Consider the following 25,739-nt stretch of genomic DNA (forward strand, 5'->3'; position numbering starts at 1 on the left):
TTTGAGAGCGCGCCAGATGGCACAGGCCGCCATAAATGGCAAGGGGAAGGGCGGCGTCTCAGACCGAGCGCGCCGCGCCCCCGTCGCAGCGCACGAGGCTGCCCGTGACATAGCTTGCCGGCGCGCTGCAGAGGAACGCGGCTGTTGCGGCGAACTCTTCGACAGTGCCGTAGCGGCGTGCGGGAATAGCCCTTTCAGCGGCCTTGCGCACGTCTTCGATGCTTTTTCCGCTGCGCTCGGCCGCTGCCGCGTCAAGGCTCTTCAGCCGGTCGGTCATGATGCTGCCGGGCAGGAGCATGTTGCTGGTGACGCCGTATTCGGCGACCTCGGCCGCGAGCGTCTTCGACCAGCCGGCAAGCGCCGGCCGTAGCGTGTTCGACAGGGCAAGGCCGGGGATCGGCTCGATCACGCCGGAGGATGCGACGGTGAGGATGCGGCCCCAGCCGCGCTCCTTCATGCCGGGCAGCAGCCGGTTGGTCAGCGTGACGATGCGCAGCACCATAGACTGGAAATAGGCCAGAAGCTTTTCCTCGCTCATGTCCTCGGTGGAGCCGGGTGTCGGCCCGCCGGAATTGTTGACGAGGATATCGACGCCGCCAAGCTTTTCGGACACGGCCCTCACGATCGTTTCCACGAAAGTCTCCTCGCCGAGGTCCGCCTGCACCCAATCGGCGGTTCCCAGACCTTCGGCATTGATGGCGTCGCAGTTGGCCTTCAGCGTTTCGGCGCTGCGGCCGCAGAGAAGGACATGCGCGCCTTCGCGGGCGAGCGCCACGGCGATGCCTTTTCCCAGCCCCCGGGATGAGGCGAGCACGAGGGCGCGTTTACCGGTGATTGCGAGATCCATGGCGGTATCCTTCCTTCTGTCGGTCTATCCGGCGCGGTAAGGCACCTTGCCCGGATTGAACAGGTTTTTCGGGTCGAGCGCCGCCTTGATCGCGTCGGCGAGGGCGCGTCGGGCCGGGTTGCCGTAGACGAGATAGGCGCGATGCTTTTCCAGGCCAACCCCGTGCTCGGCGGAAAAGCTGCCGCCGCATTCACCGACGCCCGTATAGACGGCATCTTCGATCGGCTCTTTCAACGCGGCATCGCTCGAGCCTTCGCCGAAGACGGAAATGTGCAGGTTGCCGTCCGCCACATGGCCGTAGACATAGGCATCGAAGCCGGAATCCACCGCCTTCAGCCGGTCGCGAAGGCCCGCCACATAGCCGTCCAGTGCGCCCGGCGGGAGCGAGACGTCATAGGACGGGGCGGCGGGATGGAGGCGATAGATGAAGTCGCTTTCCTCCCGCAGCGCCCAGAAGCGCCGCGCCTGGTCGAGCGAGGCGGCGACGATGCCGCTCGTCAGCCCATGCGTCTCCCAGAGATCGGCAAGGCCCTCTTCCAGCGCTGCGCGCGCTTCCGCCTCGCTTGCGGCGGAGACCTCTATCAGCAGCACCGCGGCCGTGTCGTCCTCCAGCCAGTCGAGGTCGAAGCCGCGTTGCCCGGCGCTGTCGACGAGGTAGCACCGCCACATCAGTTCCGCGCCTTCGAGTTGCAGGGCGGGCAGGGCGCGGAAATGCGCGATGAGGGCAAGGGCGGACATGGCGTCCTTCACGCCGACAAGGGCCGTGGCGCGCATGGAATTGAAGCTTTCGAGTTTCAGCACGGCGCGGGTGATGAAGCCGTAGGCGCCTTCCGAGCCGATGAGAAGCTGCTTGATATCCGGCCCCGCGCTCACCTTCAGCACGCGCGTCAGGTCGCTGAAGAGGCTTCCGTCCGGCATCACGGCCTCGATGCCGAGCACCTGATGGCGCATCACGCCGTTGCGGAAGGCGAGGATTCCGCCGGCATTGGTGGCGATCATGCCGCCGATGGTGGCGCTGCCGCGCGCGGCAAGGTCGATGCCGGGGGTGAGGCTGGCCTCGGCCGCCGCTTCCTGCAGGGCCTGCAGCGTGACGCCTGCGCCGACGATGACGGTGCGGGCAAGGGAATCGATGGCCTCGATCCCGTTCAGCCGCGCGGTGGACAGGATCAGCTCGCCCGGTCGGCTCACGCCGCCGCCGACAAGCCCGGTGCGCCCGCCCTGCGGCACTATGGGTACGTCGTTTTCCACGCACCAGCGCACGAGGGCGGCCGCCGCCTGCGGCGTCGACGGCTCGGCCATGACGCCCGCGCCAAGATTGTCGGGATGCTCGCCCGGATGCCGCCCGGCAAGTAGGTCGCTTCCGATAAGGTGAAGATCGGCGCTGAATTCGTTCAAGTCCTGCCGGATCGTTCGGATAAGGTCGGACATGGCGGCGATCCTCTGCCTGTTGGCGTTTTGCGCAGGCTTACAGCATGTCATGCGGGCGCGCTTTGCTTTTGTGTCAGAGCGCGAGGCTAATCAAGCCTTGCGGTGGCGCAAGGGGGAGACCGTCCTCCTCGTCATGAGTCTTGAGTTGTTGACGTTTACGTTAAAGTCAATAAACTTCGGCCTGTCATGACGTCATGCGCAAAAGCGGGGATAGTGTGTCGCGGAACGGCTCGACAAGATTTCCGGTATTTGCCATGACAGGATGGACCAGAGGGATTTTCCGCGGCTTTTGAGGGGTTGCGGGGTGGAGAAAAGAATGAGCGAAGAAATGGAACTCCCCGAGCGCGAGAGCATGGAATTCGACGTGGTGATCGTCGGCGCGGGGCCTGCGGGTCTGTCTGCGGCGATCCGGCTGAAGCAGGTCAACCCTGATCTCACCGTCGTCGTGCTCGAAAAGGGCTCGGAAGTCGGCGCACATATCCTCTCCGGCGCGGTTGTCGATCCCATCGGCATCGACCGCCTGCTGCCCGACTGGCGCGAGGACGACAGCCATCCCTTCAAGACGGAAGTGAAGGACGACCACTTCCTGCTGCTCGGCCCGGCCGGCTCGGTTCGCCTGCCGAATTTCGCCATGCCGCCGCTGATGAACAACCACGGCAACTACATCGTCTCGCTCGGCAATGTCTGTCGCTGGCTTGCGACCAAGGCGGAAGAACTCGGCGTCGAGATTTATCCCGGCTTCGCCGCGACCGAAGTGCTTTATAATGACGAAGGCGCCGTCATCGGCGTCGCCACCGGCGACATGGGCATCGAGCGCAATGGCGAACCCGGCCCGAACTATACCCGCGGCATGGCGCTGCTCGGCAAGTACACGCTGATCTCCGAGGGCGTGCGCGGCTCGCTCGCCAAGCAGCTCATCGCGAAGTTCGATCTGTCGAAGGATCGCGAGCCGCAAAAGTTCGGCATCGGTCTCAAGGAACTCTGGCAGGTCAAGCCGGAAAACCACAAGCCCGGCCTCGTGCAGCACTCCTTCGGCTGGCCGCTCGGCATGAAGACCGGCGGCGGCTCGTTCCTGTACCACCTGGAGGACAACCTCGTCGCCGTCGGCTTCGTGGTGCACCTCAACTACAAGAATCCCTATCTCTTCCCCTTCGAGGAATTCCAGCGCTTCAAGACGCATCCGGCGATCCGCGGCACCTTCGAAGGCGGCAAGCGCCTCTCCTATGGCGCGCGCGCCATCACCGAAGGCGGCTACCAGTCGGTGCCGAAGCTGTCGTTCCCGGGCGGTGCGCTGATCGGCTGCTCGGCGGGCTTCGTCAACGTGCCGCGCATCAAGGGCAGCCACAATGCGGTGCTGTCCGGCATGCTGGCGGCGGAGAAGCTGGCGGATGCCATTGCCGCGGGCCGCGCCAATGACGAGCCGATCGAGATCGAGCAGGGCTGGCGCGACAGCGCCATCGGCTCGGACCTGAAGAAGGTGCGCAACGTCAAGCCGCTCTGGTCGAAGTTCGGCACGGCCGTGGGCGTCGCGCTCGGCGGCCTCGACATGTGGACGAACACCTTGTTCGGCTTCTCCTTCTTCGGCACGCTGAAACACGGCAAGACGGACGCCGCCTCGCTGGAGCCGGCAGCCAAGCACCAGCGCATCGATTATCCCAAGCCCGACGGCGTGCTGACCTTCGACCGTCTCTCCTCGGTGTTCCTGTCGAACACCAACCACGAGGAAGACCAGCCGATCCATCTCCAGCTCAAGAACCCGGAGCTGCAGAAGACCTCGGAACTCGACGTCTATGCCGGTCCGTCGACGCGCTACTGTCCCGCGGGCGTCTATGAGTGGGTGGAGAAGGACGGCAAGGACGTCTTCGTCATCAACGCCCAGAACTGCGTGCACTGCAAGACCTGTGATATCAAGGACCCCAACCAGAACATCAACTGGGTGCCGCCGCAGGGCGGCGAAGGGCCGGTCTATCCGAACATGTAATGTTTGGAGAGTCCGGTCCGCCCGGACCCCCGCTGGCAAGAAGCGCGGCGAAGGGCCGGTCTATCCGAACATGTGAGCGATTGCCTCATCAGCGAAAGGCCGCCTTCGGGGCGGCCTTTTTCTTGCCACGCTCCTTAATGCGCGGCGCGCCGTTTAACCCTCCATTAACCATAGCTGCATAATTTCCACCTCGAGGACGTGATGTTCAGGGGGCTTTAACCATGTCGATTTCCCGCCGCGGATTCCTGCTCGGCGCATCCGCATTGCTTGCGGGCTGCGCGACGAACGGCACGAGCGATCGCGCCAATTACGGCGAACGCCTGGACGAGAAGCATCCGATGAAGGCGATGCCGCTTGACAAGATCAAGCCGGAACTGCGCCGCCAGGAGGTCGCCTATTCGACCGATCATGCGGCGGGAACCATCGTCGTCGATACGCCCGCGCGCCGGCTCTACTATGTCCTGGGTGACGGCAGGGCGATGCGCTACGGCATCGGCGTCGGCCGGCAGGGCTATTCGCTGGCGGGCAACGCCTATATTGGCCGCAAGGCGGAATGGCCGAGCTGGACGCCGACGCCCAACATGATCCGCCGCGATCCCAAGAAGAACCTGAAATATGCAGGCGGCCTTCCGGGCGGCATCAATAACCCGCTCGGCGCGCGCGCCATCTATCTCTACCAGAACGGCAACGATACCATGTTCCGCATCCACGGCACCAACCAGCCATGGTCGATCGGGCAGGCCATGTCGAGCGGCTGCGTGCGCATGCTCAATCATGACGTGATCGACCTCTACGAGCGGGTGAAGCCGGGCGGCAAGGTCCACGTCATCCAGGGCCGCCGCGAGGCCTGAAACGGGCGGGCTTGCGCACCCCGAAATGCAGCGACGAGGCCGGCCGATGCCGGCCTTTTCCGTTTTGCGGGTTGAAAAAGCTGAATCCTATCATACCATTGCCCTCGCAATCCCGCGCCTGGACAAAGTGGGGGCGGTCCTGCGATTTCACGGCCTCATGACGCAATGAGGGCAATGGCAGACGCATTCGTACCGGCATGCGATCCCGTAGCTGCAAAAGTCGAGGCTGCGGTATCGTGGGAGGGGTCTTTCCGGCCTCTTCGAAAGCGATCCGCGGAGGATCACGGGCCTGGCGGCGGCGGTGCTGCGGGGCGCGAAAGAACACAACGACACCGTCGCCAATGAGGGAACGGATTATGAAACATCTTCTTGCTTCCACCTGTCTCGTCGCCGGCCTTATGGCCATGACGGGTGCTGCACGCGCCGAGTGCGGCGACCTGACCATCGCCAGCATGAACTGGCAGAGCGCCGAAGTTCTCGCCGCGCTCGACAAGTTCATCCTGAACGAGGGCTATGGCTGCAACGCCGAGGTCATCGTCGGCGACACGGTTCCGACCATCACCTCGATGATCGAGAAGGGCGAGCCGGACCTGGCGCCGGAAGGTTGGGTGGACCTGTTGCCGGATGTCGTCAAGCGCGGCATCGACGAAGGCAAGCTCGTCGGCGCGGCCGTTGCGCTTTCCGATGGCGCCGTTCAGGGCTGGTGGATCCCGAAATACATCGCCGACGCCAACCCGGACATCAAGACGATCGACGACGCGCTGAAGCATCCCGAACTGTTCCCGGATCCGGAAGACAAGAGCAAGGGCGCCGTGCATAACGGCCCGCAGGGCTGGGGCGGCACGGTCGTGACCAGCCAGCTCTACAAGGCCTATGGCGGGGAAGCTGCGAACTTCACGCTGGTCGACACGGGTTCGGCCGCCGGCCTCGACGGCTCCATCGCCAAGGCCTACGAGCGCAAGGAAGGCTGGGTCGGCTACTACTGGGCCCCGACCGCGCTGCTCGGCAAGTACGAGATGGTGAAGCTGGAGCACGGCGTTCCCTTCGACGCTGCTGAATGGAAGCGCTGCAACACCGTCGCCGACTGCCCGGACCCGAAGAAGAACGACTGGCCGAAGGATACGGTCCAGACGCTCGTGACGAAGCCCTTCTCCGAACGCGCCGGCGCGGACGTGATGGGCTACCTCAACAAGCGGGCCTGGAGCAACGCGACGGTCAACAAGCTGATGGCCTGGATGACCGACAACCAGGCGAGCGGCGACGATGGCGCCAAGCAGTTCCTCAAGGAGAACGAAGCGCTCTGGAAGGAATGGGTCTCGCCGGAAGCCGCCGAGAAGATCAAGGCTGCCCTCTGATAGCCTGACCGACGACGAGGCGGCGCGTCCCTTGTGGCGCGCCGCCTTCCGCCTTCGTTTTTAGCGCATGTCGTTGACGCAAATCGATGCGCGTATCCCGGCGACATGTATCAGGGTTGGCTCAGATAAACCGGCGCAAGACCGGACGGAGCCGGAAGGGGATCCCATATGGAATGGTTCACGAAATTTCCGACAATGGACGCGGATTCGCTGCGCGACCTCAAGAAGGCGATCGATGAAGGCTTTCGCGGCTTCACGCGCGCCTATGGCGACGGCATCGAAGCCATCTTCGAGCCGCTGCAGCACTTCCTGATCTGGTCCGAGCGCTTCATGACGAAGACGCCCTGGCCGATCATTCTCCTCCTTATCGCGCTCGTCGCCTGGTTCGGCAGCCGCAACTGGAAGATCGTCGCCGGCACGGTCGTCACGCTCCTGCTGATCGGCTATTTCGATATGTGGGACGACACGATGAAGACGGTCTCGATGATCTTCGTCTGTACCGTGCTGTCCATCGTCATCGGCATTCCGATCGGCATCCTGATGTCACGGTCGGACCGGGTGCAGAACGCCATCAACCCGATCCTCGACGTCATGCAGACCATGCCGAGCTTCGTCTACCTGATCCCGGTCGTCATGCTGCTCGGCATCGGCAAGGTGCCGGGTCTCATCGCCGTCGTCATCTACGCCATTCCGCCGATGATCCGTCTCACCAACCTCGGCATCCGCCTCGTCGACAAGGACGTGCTGGAAGCTGCCGACGCCTTCGGCTCGTCGAGCTGGCAGAAGCTGAAGAACGTGCAGATGCCGCTGGCGCTGCCCACCATCATGGCCGGCATCAACCAGACGATCATGATGGCGCTCGCCATGGTCGTCATCGCCTCGATGATCGGCGTGCAGGGCCTCGGCCAGCCGGTGCTAAAGGCGATCTCGAACCAGTATTTCACGCTCGGCATCTTCAATGGCCTCGCCATCGTCGGCATCGCGATCATCTTCGACCGCGTCAGCCAGGCTTTTGGCGCGCGCCTGCAGAAGCATCGCGAGATCATCCACGGCTGATCCGCCTTTCCGGCCAGCAAAAAAGGGCGCCCGGCGAAAGCCTCGGACGCCCTTTTTCATTGCCTCGACAAGACGGTCATTCCGCCGGACAGGCCGGCGTTTCCGCTCGGTCCATCCTCTCCAGCGACAGCGACAGGAGGAAGATGCCGAAGCCGACGACGGCCGTTGCCGCGCCCACGAAGCCCATCGAGCCATAGCCGTAGCCGGCGGTGATCGCCATGCCGCCGAAGAGCGCGCCGAGCGCGTTGGCGACATTGAAGGCCGAATGGTTGAGCGCGGCGGCGAGCGTCTGCGCATTGCCGGCGACATCCATCAGGCGTGTCTGGAGGGCGGGGCCGACGACGAAGCTGCAGCCGATGAGGAAGCAGCAGAGGCCGAGCAGGATCGGATTGTGCGCCGTCAGCGACAGGCTGACCAGCACGAAGAAATAAAGCACCAGCGACCAGCCGATGGTGCGCATCAGCGACAGGTCGGCGAGCTTCGCGCCAAAAATGTTGCCGACGATCATGCCGCAGCCGAAGATCGCCATGATGACCGGAACCATGCCGACATCGAGGCCCGCGACCTCGGTGACGATCGGCGAGATATAGGTGAAGACAGCGAACATGCCGCAGAAGCCGGTCGCCGCGATGCCGAGCGTCAACCAGACCTGCTTGCGCTTGAGGGCCGAAAGCTCGGTCAGTGCGTTGATGCCCTTCGGGGCCTTGTCGCGCGGCAGGAAGATCGCGATCAGCAGGACGGTCAGAAGCCCGGTGACGCCGACGGCGGCGAACATGTACTGCCAGTCGAGGAGCTGGCCGAAGAAGGCGGCGAGCGGCGTGCCGATCAGCGTGGCGACTGTGAGGCCCAGCATGACCTTGCCGACCGCCTGTGTGCGCCTGTTGACCGGCACCATGGAGGCGGCGACGAGGGCGGCGACGCCGAAATAGGCGCCATGTGGCAGGCCGGAGAGGAAGCGCAGCAGCATGAAGCTCCGGAAGGTCGGCGCGACGGCGCTGGCAAGGTTGCCGGCCGCGAAAAGCCCCATCAGCACCAGCAGCAGGTCGCGGCGGCGATAGCGCGCGCCGATGACGGCGATGACCGGCGCGCCCACCACCACGCCAAGCGCATAGGCGCTGATGACATAGCCGGCTTCGGCGGTCGTCACGCCGAAGGTGGCCGCGACATCCGGCAGCAGGCCCATGATGGCGAACTCGCCCGTGCCGATGCCGAAGCTGCCGACGGCAAGCGCCAGGATGATCAGGGTGACGGTAAGCGCCGAAAGCGGCGGCTGCCCGGAGGAGAGGGCGGCGTCGGGCAGGGGATGTTCGGACACGAGGCGGCTCCGCAAGGATAATTCCGGCAAGAGCGCCAAGCGATCTGCGTTCGGAATCGTAGAAGACAAACAGATGGCCCACACGGGCAAGCCGGCGACGAGCCCTTACACGGGCGGCCACTCCTCCTGGCTGCTGATGCGGACTGGTTCGGCCGGAATGGCCGCGATAGGAAAGGTAAAACCGGCCGGCGGGCGCTCTCTCCCGACGCACGCGACCAGCTTGCATTATATCAAACCGCGCCGCGATGCCTACTGTGATTTTTCACCTCATCGGGAATGTCCCGTTCACGATTTCTTGCCCCCTGTTTCGCGCTCGCCTGTTAATCGCCGCTTTCTCGACTATCTAATGACGGCACAGGCGTTCTCGGCCGTCACGCGGAGTATGGGAATGAGAGTACAGGCGATTTTCAACAGGGACGGAGGGACGTTCCGCACCACCGACATGGAGGCCTATGCGCGTCACGCGGAAAAGGTCTTCGCCGAGGCGGGGCACCATCTCGACTGCGATATCGTCGAGGGAACCGATATCGAGATGTCGTTGCGCCGCTGCGCGGACCGCACCGATCTCGACGCGATGCTGGCGGGCGGCGGCGACGGCACCGTCTCGGCCGCGGCCGGCCTCGCCTGGCAAAGCCGGATGCCGCTCGGCATCGTTCCTGCCGGCACGATGAACCTTTTCGCGCGCTCGCTGAGGATCCCGCTCGACATCTGGCAGGCCATCGACGCCCTTGCCGATGGCGACATCGCGGCCGCCGATATCGGCACGGCGGACGACCGCGCCTTCGTGCACCAGTTCTCCGCCGGCCTGCATGCTCGCATGGTGCGCCTGCGCAACGCCATGACCTACCGCTCGCGCCTCGGCAAGATCGCCGCCAACACCCGCGCCGCCCTCGGCGTCATCCTCGATCCGCCGGAATTCGAGGTGGAATTCAATGTCGATGGCGTCGAGGAGCACCGGACGGTCTCGGCCATCAACGTCTCCAACAACCGCTTCGGCGAAAACGGCCTGCTCTATGCCGACGACCTGACGGGCGGCCATCTCGGCTTCTACACGACCAATCCGCTGAAGCCAGCGGGCGTTGCAAAGCTCGCCTTCGATATCCTGCGCGGCAAGCTGCGCGAGAATGCCGATGTGACGGAAATGACCGGCACGGAGGTGGAGTTGCATTTCCCGAAGGTCGACCGGGCCATCAATTGCGTCATCGACGGCGAATTGCTGCCGATGGACCGCGACGTCTCGATCCGGCTGCATCCCGGTGAACTGAAGGTGATGGTGCCGAAGGTGCAGGCGGAGGCCATGGCGACGACTGAGCCGGCGGCGGCTTGAAGCGAGGGTTTCGGGGCGGCCTCTCACCCTAACCCTCTCCCCGCAGGCGGGGAGAGGGGACTTGCCCCACGCATCGTCATTGGTTGGGAAGCCCGCGCGGCATATTCCCTTCTCCCCGCTTGCGGGGAGAAGGTGGCCGGCAGGCCGGATGAGGGGGCAACGTCTGCCCCCAACCCTTAAATTCGCGGCAGATAGGTCTGGTAATCGAAATCCGAGACCGTGCGCAGGTAGGTGATCGCCTCCTTGCGCTTCGTGTCGCCGTAGAGCTTCTGGTATTCCGCGCCGAAGGCATCCTTGATGAAGGGCGAGGCGGAGAATTCCTCCACGGCCGTCAGGAAGTCGTGCGTCAGGCGCTTTGCGTCCGGCACCTCCTTGCCCGGTTCCGTCACAGGACCCGGGTCGAGGTCGTTGTCGAGGCCGAGCAGGATGCCGCCGAGGATCGCCGTCAGCAGCAGGTAGGGATTGACGTCCGCGCCCGCCACGCGATGCTCGACGCGCGCCGCCGGGCCGTCCTTGTCCGGGATGCGGATGGCGGTGCCGCGATGGCCGAAGCCCCAGGTGAGGTCGACCGGCGCGAAGGAACCCGGCTGGAAGCGGCGGTAGGAGTTGGCGAAGGGCGCGAAGACGAGCTGCGCATCGCGCATCGTCTGCAGCATGCCGGCGCAGATCGACTTCAGCTTCGTCGGCTCGCCGCCCTTGGCGTCGAGAATGTTCTTGCCTTCCTTGTCGATGACGCTGCAATGGACATGCAGGCCGGAACCCGCATGATCCGCATAGGGCTTGGCCATGCAGGTGGATTTCAGGCCGAAGCGGGGGGCGGCCTGTTCGGCAATGCGCTTCAGGTAGATGCAATCGTCGGCGGCGGCCAGCGCATCGGGCCGGTGCAGCAGGTTGATCTCGAACTGGCCGGGGCCGAATTCCGCGGTCGTCGCGTCCGCCGGCAGGTCCATGGCCTTCGCCCAGGCCCGCACGGTCTGGAGATAGCCGTCGAGCGCATCCGTCGCGCGCATGTCGTAGAGCTGGAAGCCGTTCGGCTCGTCGCGATACATCAGCGCTGCCGGCGGACGCGGCTTGCCCGTCTCGCGCCAGTCGTCCTCGACCACATAGAATTCAAGCTCCGTCGCGACGACTGGTGTCAGGCCCCTGTCCTCGAAACGCTTCAGCATGCGCGCGAGAATGGCGCGCGGGTCCATGAAGGAGGCGGTGCCGTCGAATTCGTGCATGGTGGCGAGCACCTGGCGCGAGCCTTCCGGCGCCCAGGGCAGGACGGTCAGCGAGCGGCGGTCGGGAATGCAAACGCCGTCCGGGTCGCCGACGGAAAGGGAAAGGCCCGTGATGTCGTCGTTGTCGTCGCCCCAGATATCGAGCGACTGGGTGGAGGAGGGCAGGCGCACCGAACCGTCCCAGATCTTCTTCTCGCCTTCCGGCGGAACCTGCTTGCCGCGCAGGTCGCCGTTCATGCCGACGAGGAGGATTTCGATACGGGCCGGGGCATCGGTGGGGGCATTGGCGGACGGCGAACCGGCTGCCTTCTTGTCGTTTGTCATGGTGCCTGCTTTTGGTTTGGCGGGAAGCAAGGACAGGAAATTTTGCGTGTGCTCGATCTCTTGCCAAATGCCTGTTGTATGGGCATTTTCGTAACCCATTCTGTCCCGCCGTTCAATAAGGCGGGACCTACCCCCAAGGATGTAGTCAAATGTCGAAGACCAGCGCAGCAGCCGTTTCAAACCTCGGTGCCCTCGATGCCGCCCACCATCTTCATCCCTTCTCGGACATGAAGAAGCTGAACGCGGCCGGCACGCGCATCATCGAGCGCGGCGAAGGCTCCTACATCTTCGACAATCACGGCAAGCGCTATCTCGATGGCTTCGCGGGCCTGTGGTGCGTCAATATCGGCTATGGCCGCAAGGAGATCGCCGACGCCGTCGTCCGCCAGATGAACGAGCTGCCCTATTACAACACCTTCTTCGGCACCACGACGCCGCCGGCCGTGCTGCTTGCCCAGAAGATCACCTCCCATGCCGGCCCGAACATCAACCGTGTCTTCTTCACCGGTTCCGGCTCGGAAGCCAACGACACCTGGTTCCGCATGGCCCGCGTCTATTGGGGCGCCATGGGCAAGCCGACCAAGAAGGCGATCATTGCCCGCAAGAATGGCTATCACGGCTCCACCGTCGCCGGCGCCTCGCTCGGCGGCATGAAGTGGATGCACGAGCAGGGCGACTTGCCGATCGCCGGCATCCACCATATCGACCAGCCCTTCTGGTACGGTGAGGGCGGCGACCTGACGTCCGACGAATTCGGCCTGAAGATGGCCCGCCAGCTGGAGGAGAAGATTGACGAACTCGGTGAGGACAATGTCGCCGCCTTCGTCGCCGAGCCGATCCAGGGTGCGGGCGGCGTCATCGTACCGCCGGCCACTTACTGGCCGGAAATCGCCCGCATCTGCAAGGCGCGCAACATCCTGCTCGTCTGCGATGAAGTGATCTGCGGCTTCGGCCGCACCGGCCACTGGTTCGGCCACCAGCATTTCGGCGTGGAGCCGGACCTTGCGCCCATCGCCAAGGGCCTTTCCTCCGGCTACCTGCCCATCGGCGGCGTCATGGTCTCCGACCGCGTCGGCAACGTGCTGGTCGAGGAAGTGGGCGACTTCAACCACGGCTTCACCTATTCCGGCCACCCGGTCTGCGCCGCCGCGGCGCTGGAGAACCTGCGCATCATCGAGGATGAAAAGCTCGTCGAGCGCGTCCACGACGATATCGGCCCCTACCTTGCCGCCGGCCTCAAGTCGCTGGAAGACCTGCCGATCGTCGGCCAGGTCCAGCAGGTCGGCCTGATGGCCGCCGTCCAGCTCGCCGAGGACAAGGCGACCCGCAAGCGCTTCGAGGACAAGGAAAAGGCCGGCGTCACCGTGCGCAACCATTGCCTCGAAAACGGCCTCGTCCTGCGCGCCACCGGCGACCGCATGCTCTTCTCCCCGCCGCTCGTCATCACCCATGCCGAGGTCGATCAGATGATCGATATCACGCGCAAGGGGCTGGAGCATGCGTGGAAAGTGATGACGGCCTGACGAAAAACAAAGGGGCGGAATTTCCGCCCCTTTTTCATATCCTCAAGCATCTTGCGGCCGTCACTGGAACGCCGTCTCGAAGAAGCTCCTCAGCTTGCGTGAATGCAGCTTCTCCGGCGGCATGCCGGCGAGTTTTTCCAGGGCACGGATGCCGATGCGCAGGTGCTGGTTGACCTGCGTGCGGTAGAAGGCCGTCGCCATGCCCGGCAGCTTCAGTTCGCCGTGCAGCGGCTTGTCGGAAACGCACAGCAGCGTGCCGTAGGGCACGCGGAAGCGGAAGCCGTTGGCGGCGATGGTGGCCGATTCCATGTCGAGCGCGATGGCGCGGGACTGGGAGAGGCGCTTCACCGGGCCGCGCTGGTCGCGCAGTTCCCAGTTGCGGTTGTCGATGGTGGCCACGGTGCCGGTGCGCATGATGCGCTTGAGGTCGTAGCCTTCGAGGCCCGTCACCTCCTCCACCGCGCTTTCCAGCGCCACCTGCACCTCGGCAAGCGCCGGAATCGGCACCCAGACCGGCAGATCGTCGTCGAGGACGTGGTCCTCGCGCACATAGGCGTGGGCGAGCACGTAGTCGCCGAGCGTCTGGCTGTTGCGAAGGCCGGCGCAATGGCCGAGCATCAGCCAGGCATGCGGGCGCAGCACGGCGATGTGGTCGGTGATCGTCTTGGCGTTGGAGGGGCCGACGCCGATATTGACGAGCGTGATGCCGCCATGGCCCTTCTTCTTGATGTGGTAGGCCGGCATCTGCGGCAGGCGGCCGGGCGTGATGTTCGGCTCGGGCCGGTCGGAGCCGGCGGGCGTGATGATGTTGCCCGGCTCGATGAAGGCCGTGTAGCCATTGCCGCCCTCGGCCATCTGCTGGCGCGCCCACTCGCAGAATTCGTCGACATAGAACTGGTAGTTCGTGAAGAGCACGAAATTCTGGAAGTGGTTGGCGCTGGTGGCCGTGTAGTGGCTGAGGCGGGCCAGCGAATAGTCGATGCGCTGGGCGGTGAAGGGGGCGAGCGGCGAAGGCTCGCCCGGGCCGGGCTCATAGGCGCCGTTGGCGATCTCGTCGTCGGTGTTGGTGAGGTCCGGCGCGTCGAAGAGGTCGCGCAGCGGCAGCTCGATGCTCTCGGCGACCTGCGCCTCCACATGGGCGCCTTCCCCGAAGGCGAAGTGCAGCGGGATCGGCGTCGTCGATTCGGAGACGAAGACCCGGACGCCGTGATTGCGCATCAGCAGGCCGAGCTGTTCCTTGAGGTAATGGCGGAAGAGCTTGGGACGGGTGATCGTGGTCGTGTAGATGCCCGGCGAGGCGACATAGCCGTAGGAGAGGCGGGAATCGACATGGCCGAAGCTGGTCGTCTCGATGCTGACCTGCGGATAGCAGGCGCGGAAACGCTTGTCGGGCGTGCCGTTCTCGCCGAGTGCGGTGAAGGCCGCGGTCAGGAACGTCGTGTTGCGATTATAGAGGTCCTCGAGGGCATCGACGGCAGCGACCGGATCGTCGAAGGATCGGGCTTCGTAGGGTTCCGGCGTGGCGAAGGAAAGCGGCTTGGGAGAGAAGATTCGTTTGCTCATGAATCACTATAGGTGTTGTTATTTGACAAGCAAACGACAAGTCGCGCGCGCCCGCAAGCCCTATCGCGGGGCCGCCAGGATGACGCCCGCGCCCGCCAGTGCCAGCGCGGCGCCCGCCACGTCGAAGCGGTCGGGACGCATGCCTTCGGCAAACCACAGCCATAGCAGGGAGGCGGCGATATAGACCCCGCCATAGGCCGCATAGGCGCGGCCGGCAAAGGCGCTGTCGGCCTGGGTCAGCAGCCAGCCGAAGAGGGCGAGCGAGACCATGCCGGGTAGCAGCCAGAGAGCGGATTTGTCGAGCCGCCACCAGGCCCAGAAGGCGAAGCATCCGGCAATTTCTGCAAGGGCGGCTATGGAAAAGACGAGAAGGGATTTCATTCGGCGTTCCGGGCATTGGCGGGGAGCCTGCCCGGTCTAGCACGGATCGCCCGCGCGTTGCCGGTAAAAGTGCGGGGCGCGGCATGCCTGCGGGAATGCGCGAAAGCGCCTGCGCGGGATATCAGCTCATCGACTGGCGCTGGAGGGTGACGAAGAGCACGAGGCCGGCGCCTTTCTTCGTGATGCCGAGGCTGCCTGCATTGCTCCAGGCAAGTGCGCCGACGGGACCGATCATCATGGCCGAAAGGGCGAGGATGCGCAGGGCGGTGGCGGAGGTGCGCAGCAGGGTGGCGGTCATCGTCGTGGCTCCGGGCGTCAGGGCGTCGGGATCAGAGCGCGGCGCGGCACATGCCGGGCGCCGAGCAGGCGACGAGCTTGCCGGCGTCGTTGTGCGTGTTGCGGCGATAGTCGGTCTCGACGGCGGCGGCCAGCATGATGGCGAAGACGGCCATCAGGAGGGTAATGATCGTGAGGCGGCGTGCGAGGATGTCCATGGTGTTGTCCCTCATCCATGTGTTTCGGTGTACCCGTTGTCGCACTCCGGGACTGAACGATCCCTGAGAGGCCGGTTCATCTCCCGTTCAGGAAAGTTGTGATCCGGATTTTCGAGGATCGGTGGATTTATGCAGTTTGCAAAATACTGAAAAAACAGTGGCTTAAATTGTTTTAAAAGTGTGGCGTCGATCTCGGCGGAAATCTGTGCCGAAATAAAAAAAGCCGGCGCATCGCACCGGCTTCAAAATGATGCGTTTCCCGGAGATTGCGCCCCGGTTTCTCCCGTCAGAGCCGCGTCCAGGTCTGCGACTTGCAGAGCACCGCGAGCACGCAGCCCTTCATGCGCAGGGAATTGCCGTTGACCGTACCGGAGCCGCTATAGGTCTTGTCCGTTTCGGGATCGGTGATCGAACCGCTGTAGTCGGCGCCAGCGCCTGCCAGCTTGCCGATGCTCTTGCCGGCGTGCTTGCCCGTCTTCAGGGTGATGCAGAAGCTGCCGCCGCATTTCGCGATAGCGGCGGTCGCGCCGCTTGCCGTCTTCCAGTTGCCCTCGATCGGCTCGGCGGCAAGAGCGACGCCCGGCACGGTCAGAAGGGCGGCGGCAATCCATGTCCTCAGTTTCATTCTCTTCCTCCTCCAGAATGAGAGCCGGAATATATCTTACGCACACGTAAAGGTAAATACGCCGGAAGACCGGTTTGCGGTGAAAATCGGTGTGCCGGAAAACGGCCCTCGCTTGCCGTGGTTAGCGAAAGGTTGAAATCGCCGGTTGAACAATCCGTAAATTTTTAAGCGAATGCGGCGGTTTCCAAGGGGTGCGATGTTTAACGAAAGTCCAATTTTACCAAGCGTTTGGATTTTGTTCGTTTCAAATTAAGCATGCATTTTAAGCGCATTTTGAAAGGCCCACGGCATAGTGGAGCCATAAGACGAGCACGGAAAACCGCGCCGCAAAACTCTGAAGGAAGACCAAGGCCGCACAAGACGGCAGGCTCCCGAGGAGGCCCGAAAGGGCAGGTAAAACAGGATACTAAAGCAGTAAACCAAGTCAGACAGGGACAATCGAAATGGCACGCTTTGATTTTCAGAACACCGAAACGGCCGCCATGATGGGCGGCGAGAACCGCGCCGAAATCTTCTGCGACATGGGCCTGATGTATGCCACGGGCCGCGGCTGCGATATCGATGTCATCCAGGCGCACAAGTGGCTCAATATCGCCGCTATCAAGGGTTGTGAACGTGCAGCCGAGCTGCGCGCCGACCTTGCCGCGACGATGACCAAGACCGATCTCGCCCTGGCGCTGCGCGCCGCCCGCGAGTGGATGACGGTTCACTGAGAAATGGGGAATTAGGAATTAGCCAGTAGGCAATAGGGGAGTATTTTTCCTACTGCCTACTGCCTACTGCCTACTGCCTACTGCCTTCAGAACCCCCGGCAATGCCGCCTCCAGCAACGCCATATCCTTTTCCGGTCCGACGCTGATGCGGATGCATCGGTTGAGGGGGGCGATGCCCGGCATGCGGATGAAGACGCCGTGTTCCATCAATCCATCGACGATGGCCTTGGCGCGAATGCCGTCCCGGCCACAATCGACGGTGACGAAATTGGTGGCGGAGGCGAGCGGCAGCAGGCCATTGGAACGGGCGATCCCCGAGATGCGGTCGCGGGATGCGCCGATGCGGGCGATGACATCCGCAAGATAGGCCTGGTCCTTCAGCGCGGCGAGCGCCGCCTGAACCGAAACCCGGGCCATGCCGAAATGATTTCGGATCTTGTCGAAAGCCTCGGCATTGCCGAGCGTGCCGATCGCATAGCCGACCCGCGCGCCGGCCAGGCCGTAGGCCTTCGAGAATGTGCGCATGCGCAGCACGTTCGGCTGGCCGATAAGCGCGCTTATCGCCGGAATGGTGCCGGCCGGCGCGGTCTCGCCATAGGCTTCGTCGAGAATGAGCAGCGTCGTTTCCGGTAGCGCCCGCGCGAAGGAGACGACGCTGTCGGCGTCCCACCAGCTTCCCATCGGATTGTCCGGATTGGCGAAGTAGACGAGCGGCGCATTCTCGAGGCGCACGGCGTCCAGAAGACCGCCCAGGTCCTCCCTGTCGCCGATATAAGGCACGGTGACGAGCCGCCCGCCAAACCCGTTCACATGATAGTTGAAGGTCGGATACCCGCCGAGCGAGGTGACGACCGGCGTGCCCGGCTCGATGATGAGCCGCGCGATCTCGCCGAGCAGCCCGTCGATGCCACCGCCTATGGCGATATTGTCGCGCGAGATGCCATGGGCCAGCGCAAGCGCCTCGCGCAGCTCGAAATTCTCCGGATCGCTGTACATCCACGTCGTTTCCGCCGCCGCGCGCATGGCCTCCAGCACGGAGGGCGCGGGGCCGAAGCCGCTTTCGTTCGCGCCGATGCGCGCCTGCACGGCAAGGCCGCGATTTCGCTCTATGGCCTCCGGCCCGACGAAAGGCACCGTGGAGGGCAGGGTCTGGGCGAGGGCGGTGAAGCGGGAGAATGCGGACATGGAAGCGCCTGGAAACGGGTGGAACGGTGGGGAAGCGCCCGCCGGACGGAAATGCCCGCGGAATCGATCTTCCGCGGGCACCCTATCCAATAAAGCGGGAAGGCGAAACGTTCAGGTGACGGCAGAGCCGAGACGGCCTTTTTCCACGCCCACCATGTAACGCCGCTCGTCCTTCTTCGGGCCGCCATTGACGCCGCCCGTGAAATAGTCGGAGCGCACGATGGTATGCAGCAGCTCCTCGTCGATCTCCTTGATGAACTGCACGCCGATGCGGCTGTCGTTGCGGTAGACCTCTGCACAGCCGATGCGCGAGGCGACGCCCACGATGGAGAGGTAATAGTGCAGCGGCAGGCCGATGGTCGTGGTGACGGTGAAGCTCGCGCCGCCCCGCGAAATGTCCATGAGCTTGCAGCTCCGCATCTTGGGAGCGGCAAGGTCGAAGCCCACCGTCATCAGCATGCCCTGCCGGTTGACGGCAAAGCGTTCCCATTTACGCTCGTAAAGTCCTGCGGCGGACCGCTGGTCGGTACCGATGCTCATTGCCACACTCCCGCTTGGGACATCATGTCCGACAGATGGACGGAGTGTCGCAGGCGAGTATTTTGTTTCGTTGAAGCAAATCCTTAAAAGTTTAACGGGCCGGATTTTCTTGCGGCGGCCTCAGGCATCCTGCGTTTCGGCCTGGCGGCCGAGCACCATGTTCAGGAAGTCCTGGTCGAGGAACATGTTGAAGCGCACGACCATCTCCTCGCCGTCGCGCTTGAACTCCGTGCAGGGGATCTCGTCGCGAATGCCCTGGATCTCCAGGTAGAAATTTTCCGGCAGCGTCAGCGTCTTGTTGATCGACAACACCGCGCCCGCGCTCGAAATGCTGCGGATGAGACAGGTATAGCGCAGCGACGTGCTGAGGTGATGGCCGATCGGAGTGACGAAGCCGGGCTTGTCGAGGCGATACTGGACGAAGCTGCGCTTGGGGTGACGCAGGTGAAGCTGCTCGTGGACGGTTTCGAGGGGCATGGTTCCCTCCCGCTTATGTTGCCGGGTTTCAACTGTATCGAAACGGGATTGATAAGACATGAAAACGGCCGCTCGTATTTTAACGAGCGGCCGCTGGAAACCGTGAAGTTTGGAATGGCTTACTGGAAGGCCTGCAGGCCCGTCTGGGCACGGCCGAGGATCAGCGCGTGGATGTCGTGCGTGCCCTCGTAGGTGTTGACGGCTTCCAGGTTCATGACGTGGCGGATGACGCCGTATTCGTCGGAAACGCCGTTGCCGCCGTGCATGTCGCGGGAAACGCGGGCGATGTCGAGCGCCTTGCCGCAATTGTTGCGCTTCATCAGCGAGATCAGCTCGGCCGGGGCGCGGTGCTCGTCGAACAGACGGCCGAGGCGCAGCGCGCCCTGCAGGCCGAGCGAGATTTCCGTCTCCATGTCGGCCAGCTTCTTCTGGATGAGCTGGGTGGCGGCGAGCGGCTTGCCGAACTGCTTGCGATCGAGCGTGTACTGGCGGGCAGCGTGCCAGCAGAACTCGGCGGCGCCCATCGCGCCCCAGGCGATGCCGTAGCGGGCGCGGTTAAGGCAGCCGAACGGACCGGCAAGGCCGGCGACTTCCGGCAGCAGGTTCTCTTCGGGAACGAAGACGTCCTGCATCATGATCATGCCGGTGACGGAGGCGCGCAGCGAGAACTTGCCCTCGATCTTCGGCGTCTCGAAGCCCTTCATGCCGCGTTCCAGCACGAAGCCCTTGATCTTGCCGTCATGCGCGTCGGACTTGGCCCAGACGACCGCGACGTCGGCGATCGGCGAATTGGTGATCCAGTTCTTGGCGCCCGAGATCAGGTAGCCGCCGTCGACCTTCTTGGCGCGGGTGATCATGGAGGAGGGGTCCGAGCCATGGTCCGGCTCGGTCAGGCCGAAGCAGCCGACCCATTCGCCGGAGGCGAGCTTGGGGAGATACTTCTTGCGGGTCTCTTCCGTGCCGTAGGCGAAGATCGGATGCATGACCAGCGAGGACTGCACGGACATGGCCGAGCGGTAACCGGAATCGACGCGCTCGACTTCGCGGGCGACGAGGCCGTAGGAGACGTAGTTGGCGCCGACGCCGCCGTATTCCTCCGGCACGGTCGGGCCGAGCAGGCCGAGTTCGCCCATCTCGCTCATGATTTCACGGTGGAACACTTCATGGCGGTTGGCTTCGGTGACGCGCGAGGCGAGCTTGTCCTGGCAATAGGCGCGGGCCGTATCGCGGATCATGCGCTCTTCGTCGGTCAGCTGATCCTCGAGGAGGAAGGGATCGGCCCAGTCGAAGGGCGCCATCTTGGCGCGGGCCTGTTCCGGAGTGGCGCTGTGATGCTCGCTCATTGTTTCCGTCCTGTCGCGGGTTTGTCGTTGCAGAAGTGCTACATCAGCTTCTTGTTCTCCGAAAGAGCGGGAACGAAAGCGAGCGACGAACGCTTTGGCTATTTATGAATGCCCTCATGAGCCGGCAGAATGAGCGCTTGCCGTGTGAAACCGCCTTTTTGCCTTGTTCGTGCCCTTCGCAACGCGCATGTAGTCTGACAATGAGCAATTCCGAGAAAGAGAGGCCAAGCATGCGGGACCGCTTCAAGAGGTCGGTCGAGCGGCTGGCGCCGACCGAGATACGGCTGGGCGACCTGCTCTGGCCATTCCACCGCCCATCCGAGCGCAAGGCTCCCGCCGCCCGCCGTCGCCCGGCGGACACGTCGCCCCTTGTCGAGGTCGCGGATTTCGGCAGCAATCCCGGCAGCCTGCGCATGTTCTGGCATAAGCCGGAGGGCCTTCCCGCCGGCCGTCCGCTGGTTCTGGTGTTGCATGGCTGCCGGCAGGACGCCGAAAGCTACGATCGTGCGGCCGGCTGGGCGTCGCTTGCCGAGGAACGCGGCTTTACCGTCGTCTATGCCCAGCAACGCGAGGCGAACAATCCGCGCCTCTGTTTCACCTGGTTCCGCCCGAGCGAGGTGACGCGTGACCGCGGCGAGCTGATGTCGATCCGCCAGATGATCGCCCATGCGGCGGCGCAGGCCGGCAGCGACCCGGAGCGCATTTTCGTCACTGGTCTTTCCGCCGGCGGTGCCATGACCGCCGCCATGCTGGCGAACTACCCGGAACTCTTTTCCGCCGGCGCAATCATTGCGGGCCTGCCCTTCGCTGCCGCCCGCGACGCCACCCGCGCCTTCGACGCCATGGGGGAGGCCCCGGAGCGCACCGCGCGCGAATGGTCCGATCTCGTCCGCACGGTTTCCCCCCGTATCGCGCGCAAGCCGGCCATCTCCATCTGGCACGGCACGGCCGACGACACCGTTTCCCTCTCCAACGGCATCGCCCTCGTCGAGCAATGGCGCGACCTCTACCGCCTGCCGAAGGACGCCTTCGTGGAGAAACGCATGAAGGGCCGCCGCACCCGCATCTGGCCCGACAAGGACGGCAAGCCGCTCGTCACCTTCCACGAGGTCGACGGCATGGGCCACGGCACGCCGGTGCTTTCCGGCGAGGGCGGCGGTTATGCCCTCTCCACCGAACCGTTCATGCTGGAGGCAGGGTTTTCCTCGACGCTGGAGATTGCCAAGGCGTGGGGTTTGACGCGGAAGTGGAAGCGATAGAACCTACGCCTTCCTTTCCGGTTGCCCCTCACCCTAACCCTCTCCCCGCAAGCGGGGAGAGGGGACTTGCCCTGAGCATGCCCATTGGTTTGGGAAAAGGGTGCGGCATATTCCTTCTCCCCGCTTGCGGGGAGAAGGTGGCCGGCAGGCCGGATGAGGGGCCGCCGGCATAGGCGGAGTGACAGCATGGGGCTGGTCCGTCCAAAGGGAGGCGATCTCGCGAGAGTTCACCCCAGCAGCCACTCATGCTCCTTCGCATTGTGGAATTTCCACACCCGCTTCGGCCCGGCCATCACATTGAGATAATAGAGATCGTAGCCGTGGATGGTCGCGCAGGGGTGATACCCCTTCGGCACCAGCGTCACGTCGCCGTCCTCCACCGCCATTGCCTCGTCCAGCGAGCGGTCGTCCGTATAGACGCGCTGGAAGGCAAAGCCCTGGGGCGGGTTGAGTCGGTGGTAATAGGTCTCTTCCAGCAGGCTTTCGTTGGGCAGGTCGTCCCGGTCGTGCTTGTGCGAGGGATAGGACGACGTGTTGCCGCTTGGGGTGATTACCTCCACCACGAGCAGGGAATGGGCCGAATTGTCGTCCTCCGGCATGATGTTGTGCACGTGACGGACATTAGAACCCTTGCCGCGTGAAAGCTTTGGATGGGTGCCCGGCGGAATGGCTTTCGCCCTATAATCGCCGCCGCCCGGGGCCGAGCAGACGGCAAGCTCCAGATCGGTTTCCGCCGTCACCGACCAGTTGGCATCGGCCGGAACATAGAGCGCGTGCGGCGCGCCCTCGAAGGGCGTCATGCGCTCGCCGAGGACGCCGAAATCCTCACCGCCCGCCGTCGCCTTGCCCTTGCCGGAAATCCACACGAGGCAGACTTCGCGGCTTCCGGTCTCCGCCGCGACGATCTCGCCGGGCTTCATGCGGTGCAGGTCGAAGCCGACATAGGTCCAGCCGGCGCTTTCCGGCGTCACATGACTGACGCGGCCGTGCCTGCCTTCGGGTTTGACGAGGAGCTTCGGCATGGGTTTCTCCTATCCTTTCGCAAAGCCTTGCGTTTCGACAGTATAGCCCGCCGCGGTCATCACGCGCATCAATTCGGCATGGCCGACCTCCGCCATCCTCTGAGGCGGGGCCTTGCGCGGATCCTGCTCGGCCTCCACGACGAACCAGCCCTCGTAGCCGTAATCCGCGAAGCGCTGCACGATGGCGCCGAAATCCAGCGAGCCGTCGCCCGGCACGGTGAAGGCGCCGAGCGCCACGGCGTCGAGGAAGGATTGCCGGTTGCGGTCGAGCCCGTCGACCACGGAGCGGCGGATATCCTTCACATGCACATGGTTGATGCGGGCATGGTGATTGTCGATGGCGCGCAGCACATCGCCGCCGGCAAAGGCGAGGTGTCCGGCATCGAGCAGCAGCGGAATGCCTTCGCCGGAGGCCCTCATGAAGGCGTCGAGTTCCGGCTCGGTCTCCACCACGGCAGCCATGTGATGGTGGTAGGAGAGGGGCATGCCCTGTTCTGCGCACCATTCGCCGAATTCCGTCAGCTTCCGGCCATAGGCCTTCATTTCATCGTCGGAAAGGCGCGGCTTGGTGGCGAGCGGCCGGGAACGGTCGCCCTGGATGGAACGGCCGACCTCGCCATAGACGATGCAGGGCGCATCGACGGCCTTGAACAGTTCGATCATCGGCGCGATGCGGTCCTTGTTGACGGCAAGCTCCTCGTCGACCAGCGTCCCGGAGAACCACCCGCCGCACAGCGTCACGTCGGCCGCGCGCAGGATCGGCAGCATCTCCTCGGGGGTGCCCGGGAAACGGCGGCCCTGTTCCATGCCGGTGAAGCCGGCGCTGCGCGACTGGCGAAGGCACTCCTCGAGCGAGACGTCGTCGCTGAGTTCGGGAAGGTCGTCGTTCCACCAGGCGATGGGCGACATGCCGAGTTTGGCTTTCATCTGGGTCTCCTTGGGAAGGCGCCGGCCTTCCGATAGATTGTTTCTCCTTTCCTCCTCTCCGTCATCCTCGGGACAAGCCCGAGGATGACGGAGAGGAGGGGGCGTTGGCGATCCCTAACCGAGGCTCTGCGCCGAGCGTGCCTTCACATAGGTCTCGCGCGCCTTGTTGACCTCGGCCCGCGGGCTGACCTCCGGCACGGCGACGTCCCACCAGTGGCCGCCCTCCTGCGTCGTCACCAGCGGGTCGGTGTCGATGACGATGACCGAGGTCCGGTCGTTGCCCTTGCTTTGCTGGATCGCCGTTTCGAGGTCCGCGATGGAGGAAACCTTGACGGCGACGGCTCCCATGCTCTCGGCGTGGGCGCGGAAATCGATATCCGGCATGGTCTCGATCATCGCGTCCTTGAGCAGGTTGTTGAAGTTCGCACCGCCGGTGCCCATCTGCAGGCGGTTGATGCAGCCGTAGCCGCGATTGTCGAGCACGACGACCGTCAGCTTCTTGCCGAGCATGATCGAGGTCGAAAGCTCGGAATTCATCATCATGTAGGAGCCGTCGCCGACCATGACGACGACATCCGCCTCCGGCCGCGCCAGCTTGACGCCGAGCGCCCCGGCGATCTCGTAGCCCATGCAGGAGAAGCCGTATTCCATATGGTAGCCGCCCGGCTTCCGGGCCTGCCAGAGCTTGTGCAATTCGCCCGGAAGCCCGCCGGCCGCACAGACGAGCACGGAATTCTCCCCGCCGATCGTGCGCTGAACCGCGCCGATGACCTGTGCATCGGAGGGAAGGGCGGCATTGCTCGCGGCAGTCGCCCTGTTTGCCGCCGCTATCCACGCCTCCTTGCGGGCCTTCGCCGCAACCTCCACCGAAGCGGGGGCCTTCCAGCCACCAAGCGCCTCGGAAAGCAGCGTCAGCCCCTCGCGCGCATCGGCGACGAGCGGCTGGCTGTCATGTTTCGCCGCGTCGAAGAGGGCGGTGTTGAGGCCGATCATCTTCACGTTTTCATTCTTGAAGAGCGCCCAGGAGCCGGTCGTGAAATCCTGCATGCGCGTGCCGACGGCGAGGATGACGTCCGCCTCCTCGGCAAAGGCATTGGCGGCCGAGGTGCCGGTGACGCCGATGGACCCCATGCAGAGCGGATGGTCGTCCGGCAGCGCCGACTTGCCCGCCTGGGTGACGGCGACCGGAATGCCATGCAGGCCGGCAAAGGCCTTCAGCTCGGCGGTCGCCTGCGAATAGAGCACGCCGCCGCCGGCGATGATCAGCGGCTTTTCCGCCTTGCGCAGGGTCTCGATGGCGGCGGCCAGCTCATCGCTGTCCGGGCGCGGACGGCGCTGCGTCCAGACCTTCTCCGCAAAGAGGCTCGCCGGATAGTCGTAGGCTTCCGCCTGTACATCCTGGCAGAGCGAGAGCGTCACCGGACCGCAATCGACGGGATCGGTCAGTACCTGCATGGCCCGCTTCAGCGCCGGGATGATCTGCTCGGGGCGGGTGATGCGGTCGAAATAGCGCGAGACGCAACGGAAGGCGTCGTTGACGGAAACGGTGCCGTCGCCGAAATCCTCGATCTGCTGGAGCACCGGGTCGGGAATGCGGTTGGCGAAGACGTCGCCGGGCAGGAACAGGACGGGCAGGCGGTTGACATGCGCGACGCCGGCCGCCGTCACCATGTTGAGCGCGCCGGGGCCGATGGAGGTCGTGCAGGCCATCACGCGCTGGCGAAAACTCGCCTTGGCGAAGGCGACGGCGGCGTGGGCCATGCCCTGTTCGTTATGGGCGCGCAGCGTCGGCAGTGCCTCGCGCACTTGGTAGAGCGCTTCGCCCATGCCCGCGACGTTGCCATGGCCGAAAATGGCCCAGACACCGGCGAAGATCGGCATCTTCCTGCCGTCCACGACGGTCATCTGCGCCTTCAGGAAATGCGCGACGGCCTGCGCCATCGTCAGCCGGATCGTCTTGCCCATCGTCTTCCTCCCAAA

General features: G+C 64.3%; 25 protein-coding genes. 9 read left to right on the plus strand and 16 right to left on the minus strand.

All coding sequences use genetic code 11. The features are described 5' to 3' along the window. Positions 1 to 58 precede the first annotated feature (58 nt). Complete coding sequence (locus MOE34_RS04730) at positions 59 to 847, minus strand: SDR family oxidoreductase (protein WP_242221495.1); 789 nt, start codon at positions 845 to 847, stop codon at positions 59 to 61. A gap of 24 nt (positions 848 to 871) precedes the next feature. After that, a complete protein-coding gene (locus MOE34_RS04735) occupies positions 872 to 2,275 on the minus strand; it encodes an FAD-binding oxidoreductase (protein WP_242221497.1) in 1,404 nt (467 codons plus the stop codon). Between MOE34_RS04735 and MOE34_RS04740 the strand changes: the two genes are divergently transcribed. The 5 genes from MOE34_RS04740 (at position 2,274) to MOE34_RS04760 (ending at position 7,518) form a co-directional block, all read left to right on the plus strand. Continuing rightward, positions 2,274 to 2,465, plus strand: coding sequence for a hypothetical protein (locus tag MOE34_RS04740; protein ID WP_242221500.1), 192 nt, complete (start codon positions 2,274 to 2,276; stop codon positions 2,463 to 2,465). The two genes, MOE34_RS04735 and MOE34_RS04740, sit on opposite strands and share 2 nt — an antisense overlap. Before the next feature lie 126 nt (positions 2,466 to 2,591). Further along, positions 2,592 to 4,256 carry an electron transfer flavoprotein-ubiquinone oxidoreductase gene (locus MOE34_RS04745; protein ID WP_242221502.1) on the plus strand — a complete coding sequence of 555 codons (1,665 nt, stop codon included), beginning with the start codon at positions 2,592 to 2,594 and terminating at the stop codon, positions 4,254 to 4,256. Positions 4,257 to 4,477: 221 nt separating this feature from the next. Further along, a complete protein-coding gene (locus MOE34_RS04750) occupies positions 4,478 to 5,107 on the plus strand; it encodes a L,D-transpeptidase (RefSeq protein ID WP_242221504.1) in 630 nt (209 codons plus the stop codon). 356 nt (positions 5,108 to 5,463) lie between these two features. After that, positions 5,464 to 6,462, plus strand: coding sequence for an ABC transporter substrate-binding protein (locus MOE34_RS04755; RefSeq protein ID WP_242221506.1), 999 nt, complete (start codon positions 5,464 to 5,466; stop codon positions 6,460 to 6,462). Positions 6,463 to 6,630: 168 nt separating this feature from the next. Next, on the plus strand, positions 6,631 to 7,518 hold the full coding sequence (locus MOE34_RS04760) for an ABC transporter permease (protein ID WP_242221507.1): 888 nt from the start codon (positions 6,631 to 6,633) through the stop codon (positions 7,516 to 7,518). Between the two features lie 76 nt (positions 7,519 to 7,594). Here MOE34_RS04760 and MOE34_RS04765 read toward each other — a convergent pair whose 3' ends face one another. Further along, positions 7,595 to 8,833, minus strand: a complete 1,239-nt coding sequence (locus MOE34_RS04765) for an MFS transporter (protein WP_242221509.1) — start codon at positions 8,831 to 8,833, stop codon at positions 7,595 to 7,597. A 388-nt stretch (positions 8,834 to 9,221) separates the two neighbouring features. Here MOE34_RS04765 and MOE34_RS04770 point away from each other — a divergent pair, with 388 nt between their 5' ends. Next, positions 9,222 to 10,160: a diacylglycerol/lipid kinase family protein gene (locus MOE34_RS04770; RefSeq protein WP_242221511.1), complete on the plus strand. Its 939-nt coding sequence runs from the start codon at positions 9,222 to 9,224 to the stop codon at positions 10,158 to 10,160. Positions 10,161 to 10,336: 176 nt separating this feature from the next. Here the strand turns inward: MOE34_RS04770 and MOE34_RS04775 are convergent, their stop codons facing one another. Next, positions 10,337 to 11,707: a glutamine synthetase family protein gene (locus tag MOE34_RS04775; RefSeq protein WP_242221513.1), complete on the minus strand. Its 1,371-nt coding sequence runs from the start codon at positions 11,705 to 11,707 to the stop codon at positions 10,337 to 10,339. A 149-nt stretch (positions 11,708 to 11,856) separates the two neighbouring features. Between MOE34_RS04775 and MOE34_RS04780 the strand changes: the two genes are divergently transcribed. After that, entirely contained in the window at positions 11,857 to 13,230 is a 1,374-nt protein-coding gene (locus MOE34_RS04780) for an aspartate aminotransferase family protein (RefSeq protein WP_242221515.1), read from the plus strand. Between the two features lie 60 nt (positions 13,231 to 13,290). Here the strand turns inward: MOE34_RS04780 and MOE34_RS04785 are convergent, their stop codons facing one another. The 5 genes from MOE34_RS04785 to MOE34_RS04805 form a co-directional block, all read right to left on the minus strand. Continuing rightward, positions 13,291 to 14,793 carry an AMP nucleosidase gene (locus MOE34_RS04785; RefSeq protein WP_242221518.1) on the minus strand — a complete coding sequence of 501 codons (1,503 nt, stop codon included), beginning with the start codon at positions 14,791 to 14,793 and terminating at the stop codon, positions 13,291 to 13,293. Between the two features lie 60 nt (positions 14,794 to 14,853). Beyond that, positions 14,854 to 15,174: a YnfA family protein gene (locus MOE34_RS04790; RefSeq protein WP_242221520.1), complete on the minus strand. Its 321-nt coding sequence runs from the start codon at positions 15,172 to 15,174 to the stop codon at positions 14,854 to 14,856. A gap of 121 nt (positions 15,175 to 15,295) precedes the next feature. After that, positions 15,296 to 15,472, minus strand: coding sequence for a hypothetical protein (locus tag MOE34_RS04795; RefSeq protein WP_170299454.1), 177 nt, complete (start codon positions 15,470 to 15,472; stop codon positions 15,296 to 15,298). 31 nt (positions 15,473 to 15,503) lie between these two features. After that, the gene (locus tag MOE34_RS04800) at positions 15,504 to 15,668 is read right to left on the minus strand and encodes a hypothetical protein (protein ID WP_170299440.1); all 165 of its coding nucleotides are present in this window, start codon (positions 15,666 to 15,668) and stop codon (positions 15,504 to 15,506) included. A gap of 286 nt (positions 15,669 to 15,954) precedes the next feature. Next, positions 15,955 to 16,293, minus strand: coding sequence for a DUF2147 domain-containing protein (locus MOE34_RS04805; RefSeq protein ID WP_242221522.1), 339 nt, complete (start codon positions 16,291 to 16,293; stop codon positions 15,955 to 15,957). A gap of 443 nt (positions 16,294 to 16,736) precedes the next feature. On the opposite strand from MOE34_RS04805, the gene MOE34_RS04810 reads away from it, so the two are divergent. Next, positions 16,737 to 17,006 (plus strand): SEL1-like repeat protein, encoded by a 270-nt coding sequence (locus MOE34_RS04810; RefSeq protein WP_242221524.1) that lies wholly within the window; start codon positions 16,737 to 16,739, stop codon positions 17,004 to 17,006. Between the two features lie 63 nt (positions 17,007 to 17,069). Here MOE34_RS04810 and MOE34_RS04815 read toward each other — a convergent pair whose 3' ends face one another. From MOE34_RS04815 to MOE34_RS04830, 4 genes are all read right to left on the minus strand, one after another. After that, on the minus strand, positions 17,070 to 18,191 hold the full coding sequence (locus MOE34_RS04815) for a pyridoxal phosphate-dependent aminotransferase (RefSeq protein ID WP_242221526.1): 1,122 nt from the start codon (positions 18,189 to 18,191) through the stop codon (positions 17,070 to 17,072). Between the two features lie 111 nt (positions 18,192 to 18,302). Next, positions 18,303 to 18,731 (minus strand): PilZ domain-containing protein, encoded by a 429-nt coding sequence (locus MOE34_RS04820; protein ID WP_242221529.1) that lies wholly within the window; start codon positions 18,729 to 18,731, stop codon positions 18,303 to 18,305. Between the two features lie 120 nt (positions 18,732 to 18,851). Next, complete coding sequence (locus tag MOE34_RS04825) at positions 18,852 to 19,208, minus strand: hypothetical protein (RefSeq protein ID WP_242221531.1); 357 nt, start codon at positions 19,206 to 19,208, stop codon at positions 18,852 to 18,854. Positions 19,209 to 19,327: 119 nt separating this feature from the next. Then, the gene (locus tag MOE34_RS04830) at positions 19,328 to 20,551 is read right to left on the minus strand and encodes an acyl-CoA dehydrogenase (RefSeq protein ID WP_242221533.1); all 1,224 of its coding nucleotides are present in this window, start codon (positions 20,549 to 20,551) and stop codon (positions 19,328 to 19,330) included. A gap of 230 nt (positions 20,552 to 20,781) precedes the next feature. On the opposite strand from MOE34_RS04830, the gene MOE34_RS04835 reads away from it, so the two are divergent. After that, positions 20,782 to 21,810: an extracellular catalytic domain type 1 short-chain-length polyhydroxyalkanoate depolymerase gene (locus MOE34_RS04835; protein WP_242221535.1), complete on the plus strand. Its 1,029-nt coding sequence runs from the start codon at positions 20,782 to 20,784 to the stop codon at positions 21,808 to 21,810. A 227-nt stretch (positions 21,811 to 22,037) separates the two neighbouring features. On the opposite strand, the gene iolB is transcribed toward MOE34_RS04835, so the two are convergent. The 3 genes from iolB to iolD all read right to left on the minus strand — a co-directional run bounded on the left by iolB (position 22,038) and on the right by iolD (position 25,724). Continuing rightward, positions 22,038 to 22,832 carry a 5-deoxy-glucuronate isomerase gene (gene iolB, locus MOE34_RS04840; RefSeq protein WP_242221537.1) on the minus strand — a complete coding sequence of 265 codons (795 nt, stop codon included), beginning with the start codon at positions 22,830 to 22,832 and terminating at the stop codon, positions 22,038 to 22,040. Positions 22,833 to 22,841: 9 nt separating this feature from the next. Then, a complete protein-coding gene (gene iolE / locus MOE34_RS04845; protein ID WP_242221539.1) occupies positions 22,842 to 23,759 on the minus strand; it encodes a myo-inosose-2 dehydratase in 918 nt (305 codons plus the stop codon). Positions 23,760 to 23,873: 114 nt separating this feature from the next. After that, positions 23,874 to 25,724 (minus strand): 3D-(3,5/4)-trihydroxycyclohexane-1,2-dione acylhydrolase (decyclizing), encoded by a 1,851-nt coding sequence (gene iolD / locus MOE34_RS04850; protein ID WP_242221541.1) that lies wholly within the window; start codon positions 25,722 to 25,724, stop codon positions 23,874 to 23,876. Positions 25,725 to 25,739 lie beyond the last annotated feature (15 nt).

The sequence above is a fragment of the Shinella zoogloeoides genome, assembly GCF_022682305.1.
GTDB lineage: Bacteria > Pseudomonadota > Alphaproteobacteria > Rhizobiales > Rhizobiaceae > Shinella > Shinella zoogloeoides_B.

Coding starts and splice junctions, on each gene's coding strand:
- MOE34_RS04730 (WP_242221495.1), bottom strand. CDS start 847: ATGGATCTCGCAATCACCGGTAAACGCGCCCTCGTGCTCGCCTCATCC.
- MOE34_RS04740 (WP_242221500.1), top strand. CDS start 2,274: ATGGCGGCGATCCTCTGCCTGTTGGCGTTTTGCGCAGGCTTACAGCAT.
- MOE34_RS04735 (WP_242221497.1), bottom strand. CDS start 2,275: ATGTCCGACCTTATCCGAACGATCCGGCAGGACTTGAACGAATTCAGC.
- MOE34_RS04745 (WP_242221502.1), top strand. CDS start 2,592: ATGAGCGAAGAAATGGAACTCCCCGAGCGCGAGAGCATGGAATTCGAC.
- MOE34_RS04750 (WP_242221504.1), top strand. CDS start 4,478: ATGTCGATTTCCCGCCGCGGATTCCTGCTCGGCGCATCCGCATTGCTT.
- MOE34_RS04755 (WP_242221506.1), top strand. CDS start 5,464: ATGAAACATCTTCTTGCTTCCACCTGTCTCGTCGCCGGCCTTATGGCC.
- MOE34_RS04760 (WP_242221507.1), top strand. CDS start 6,631: ATGGAATGGTTCACGAAATTTCCGACAATGGACGCGGATTCGCTGCGC.
- MOE34_RS04770 (WP_242221511.1), top strand. CDS start 9,222: ATGAGAGTACAGGCGATTTTCAACAGGGACGGAGGGACGTTCCGCACC.
- MOE34_RS04775 (WP_242221513.1), bottom strand. CDS start 11,707: ATGACAAACGACAAGAAGGCAGCCGGTTCGCCGTCCGCCAATGCCCCC.
- MOE34_RS04780 (WP_242221515.1), top strand. CDS start 11,857: ATGTCGAAGACCAGCGCAGCAGCCGTTTCAAACCTCGGTGCCCTCGAT.
- MOE34_RS04785 (WP_242221518.1), bottom strand. CDS start 14,793: ATGAGCAAACGAATCTTCTCTCCCAAGCCGCTTTCCTTCGCCACGCCG.
- MOE34_RS04790 (WP_242221520.1), bottom strand. CDS start 15,174: ATGAAATCCCTTCTCGTCTTTTCCATAGCCGCCCTTGCAGAAATTGCC.
- MOE34_RS04795 (WP_170299454.1), bottom strand. CDS start 15,472: ATGACCGCCACCCTGCTGCGCACCTCCGCCACCGCCCTGCGCATCCTC.
- MOE34_RS04800 (WP_170299440.1), bottom strand. CDS start 15,668: ATGGACATCCTCGCACGCCGCCTCACGATCATTACCCTCCTGATGGCC.
- MOE34_RS04805 (WP_242221522.1), bottom strand. CDS start 16,293: ATGAAACTGAGGACATGGATTGCCGCCGCCCTTCTGACCGTGCCGGGC.
- MOE34_RS04810 (WP_242221524.1), top strand. CDS start 16,737: ATGGCACGCTTTGATTTTCAGAACACCGAAACGGCCGCCATGATGGGC.
- MOE34_RS04815 (WP_242221526.1), bottom strand. CDS start 18,191: ATGTCCGCATTCTCCCGCTTCACCGCCCTCGCCCAGACCCTGCCCTCC.
- MOE34_RS04820 (WP_242221529.1), bottom strand. CDS start 18,731: ATGAGCATCGGTACCGACCAGCGGTCCGCCGCAGGACTTTACGAGCGT.
- MOE34_RS04825 (WP_242221531.1), bottom strand. CDS start 19,208: ATGCCCCTCGAAACCGTCCACGAGCAGCTTCACCTGCGTCACCCCAAG.
- MOE34_RS04830 (WP_242221533.1), bottom strand. CDS start 20,551: ATGAGCGAGCATCACAGCGCCACTCCGGAACAGGCCCGCGCCAAGATG.
- MOE34_RS04835 (WP_242221535.1), top strand. CDS start 20,782: ATGCGGGACCGCTTCAAGAGGTCGGTCGAGCGGCTGGCGCCGACCGAG.
- iolB (WP_242221537.1), bottom strand. CDS start 22,832: ATGCCGAAGCTCCTCGTCAAACCCGAAGGCAGGCACGGCCGCGTCAGT.
- iolE (WP_242221539.1), bottom strand. CDS start 23,759: ATGAAAGCCAAACTCGGCATGTCGCCCATCGCCTGGTGGAACGACGAC.
- iolD (WP_242221541.1), bottom strand. CDS start 25,724: ATGGGCAAGACGATCCGGCTGACGATGGCGCAGGCCGTCGCGCATTTC.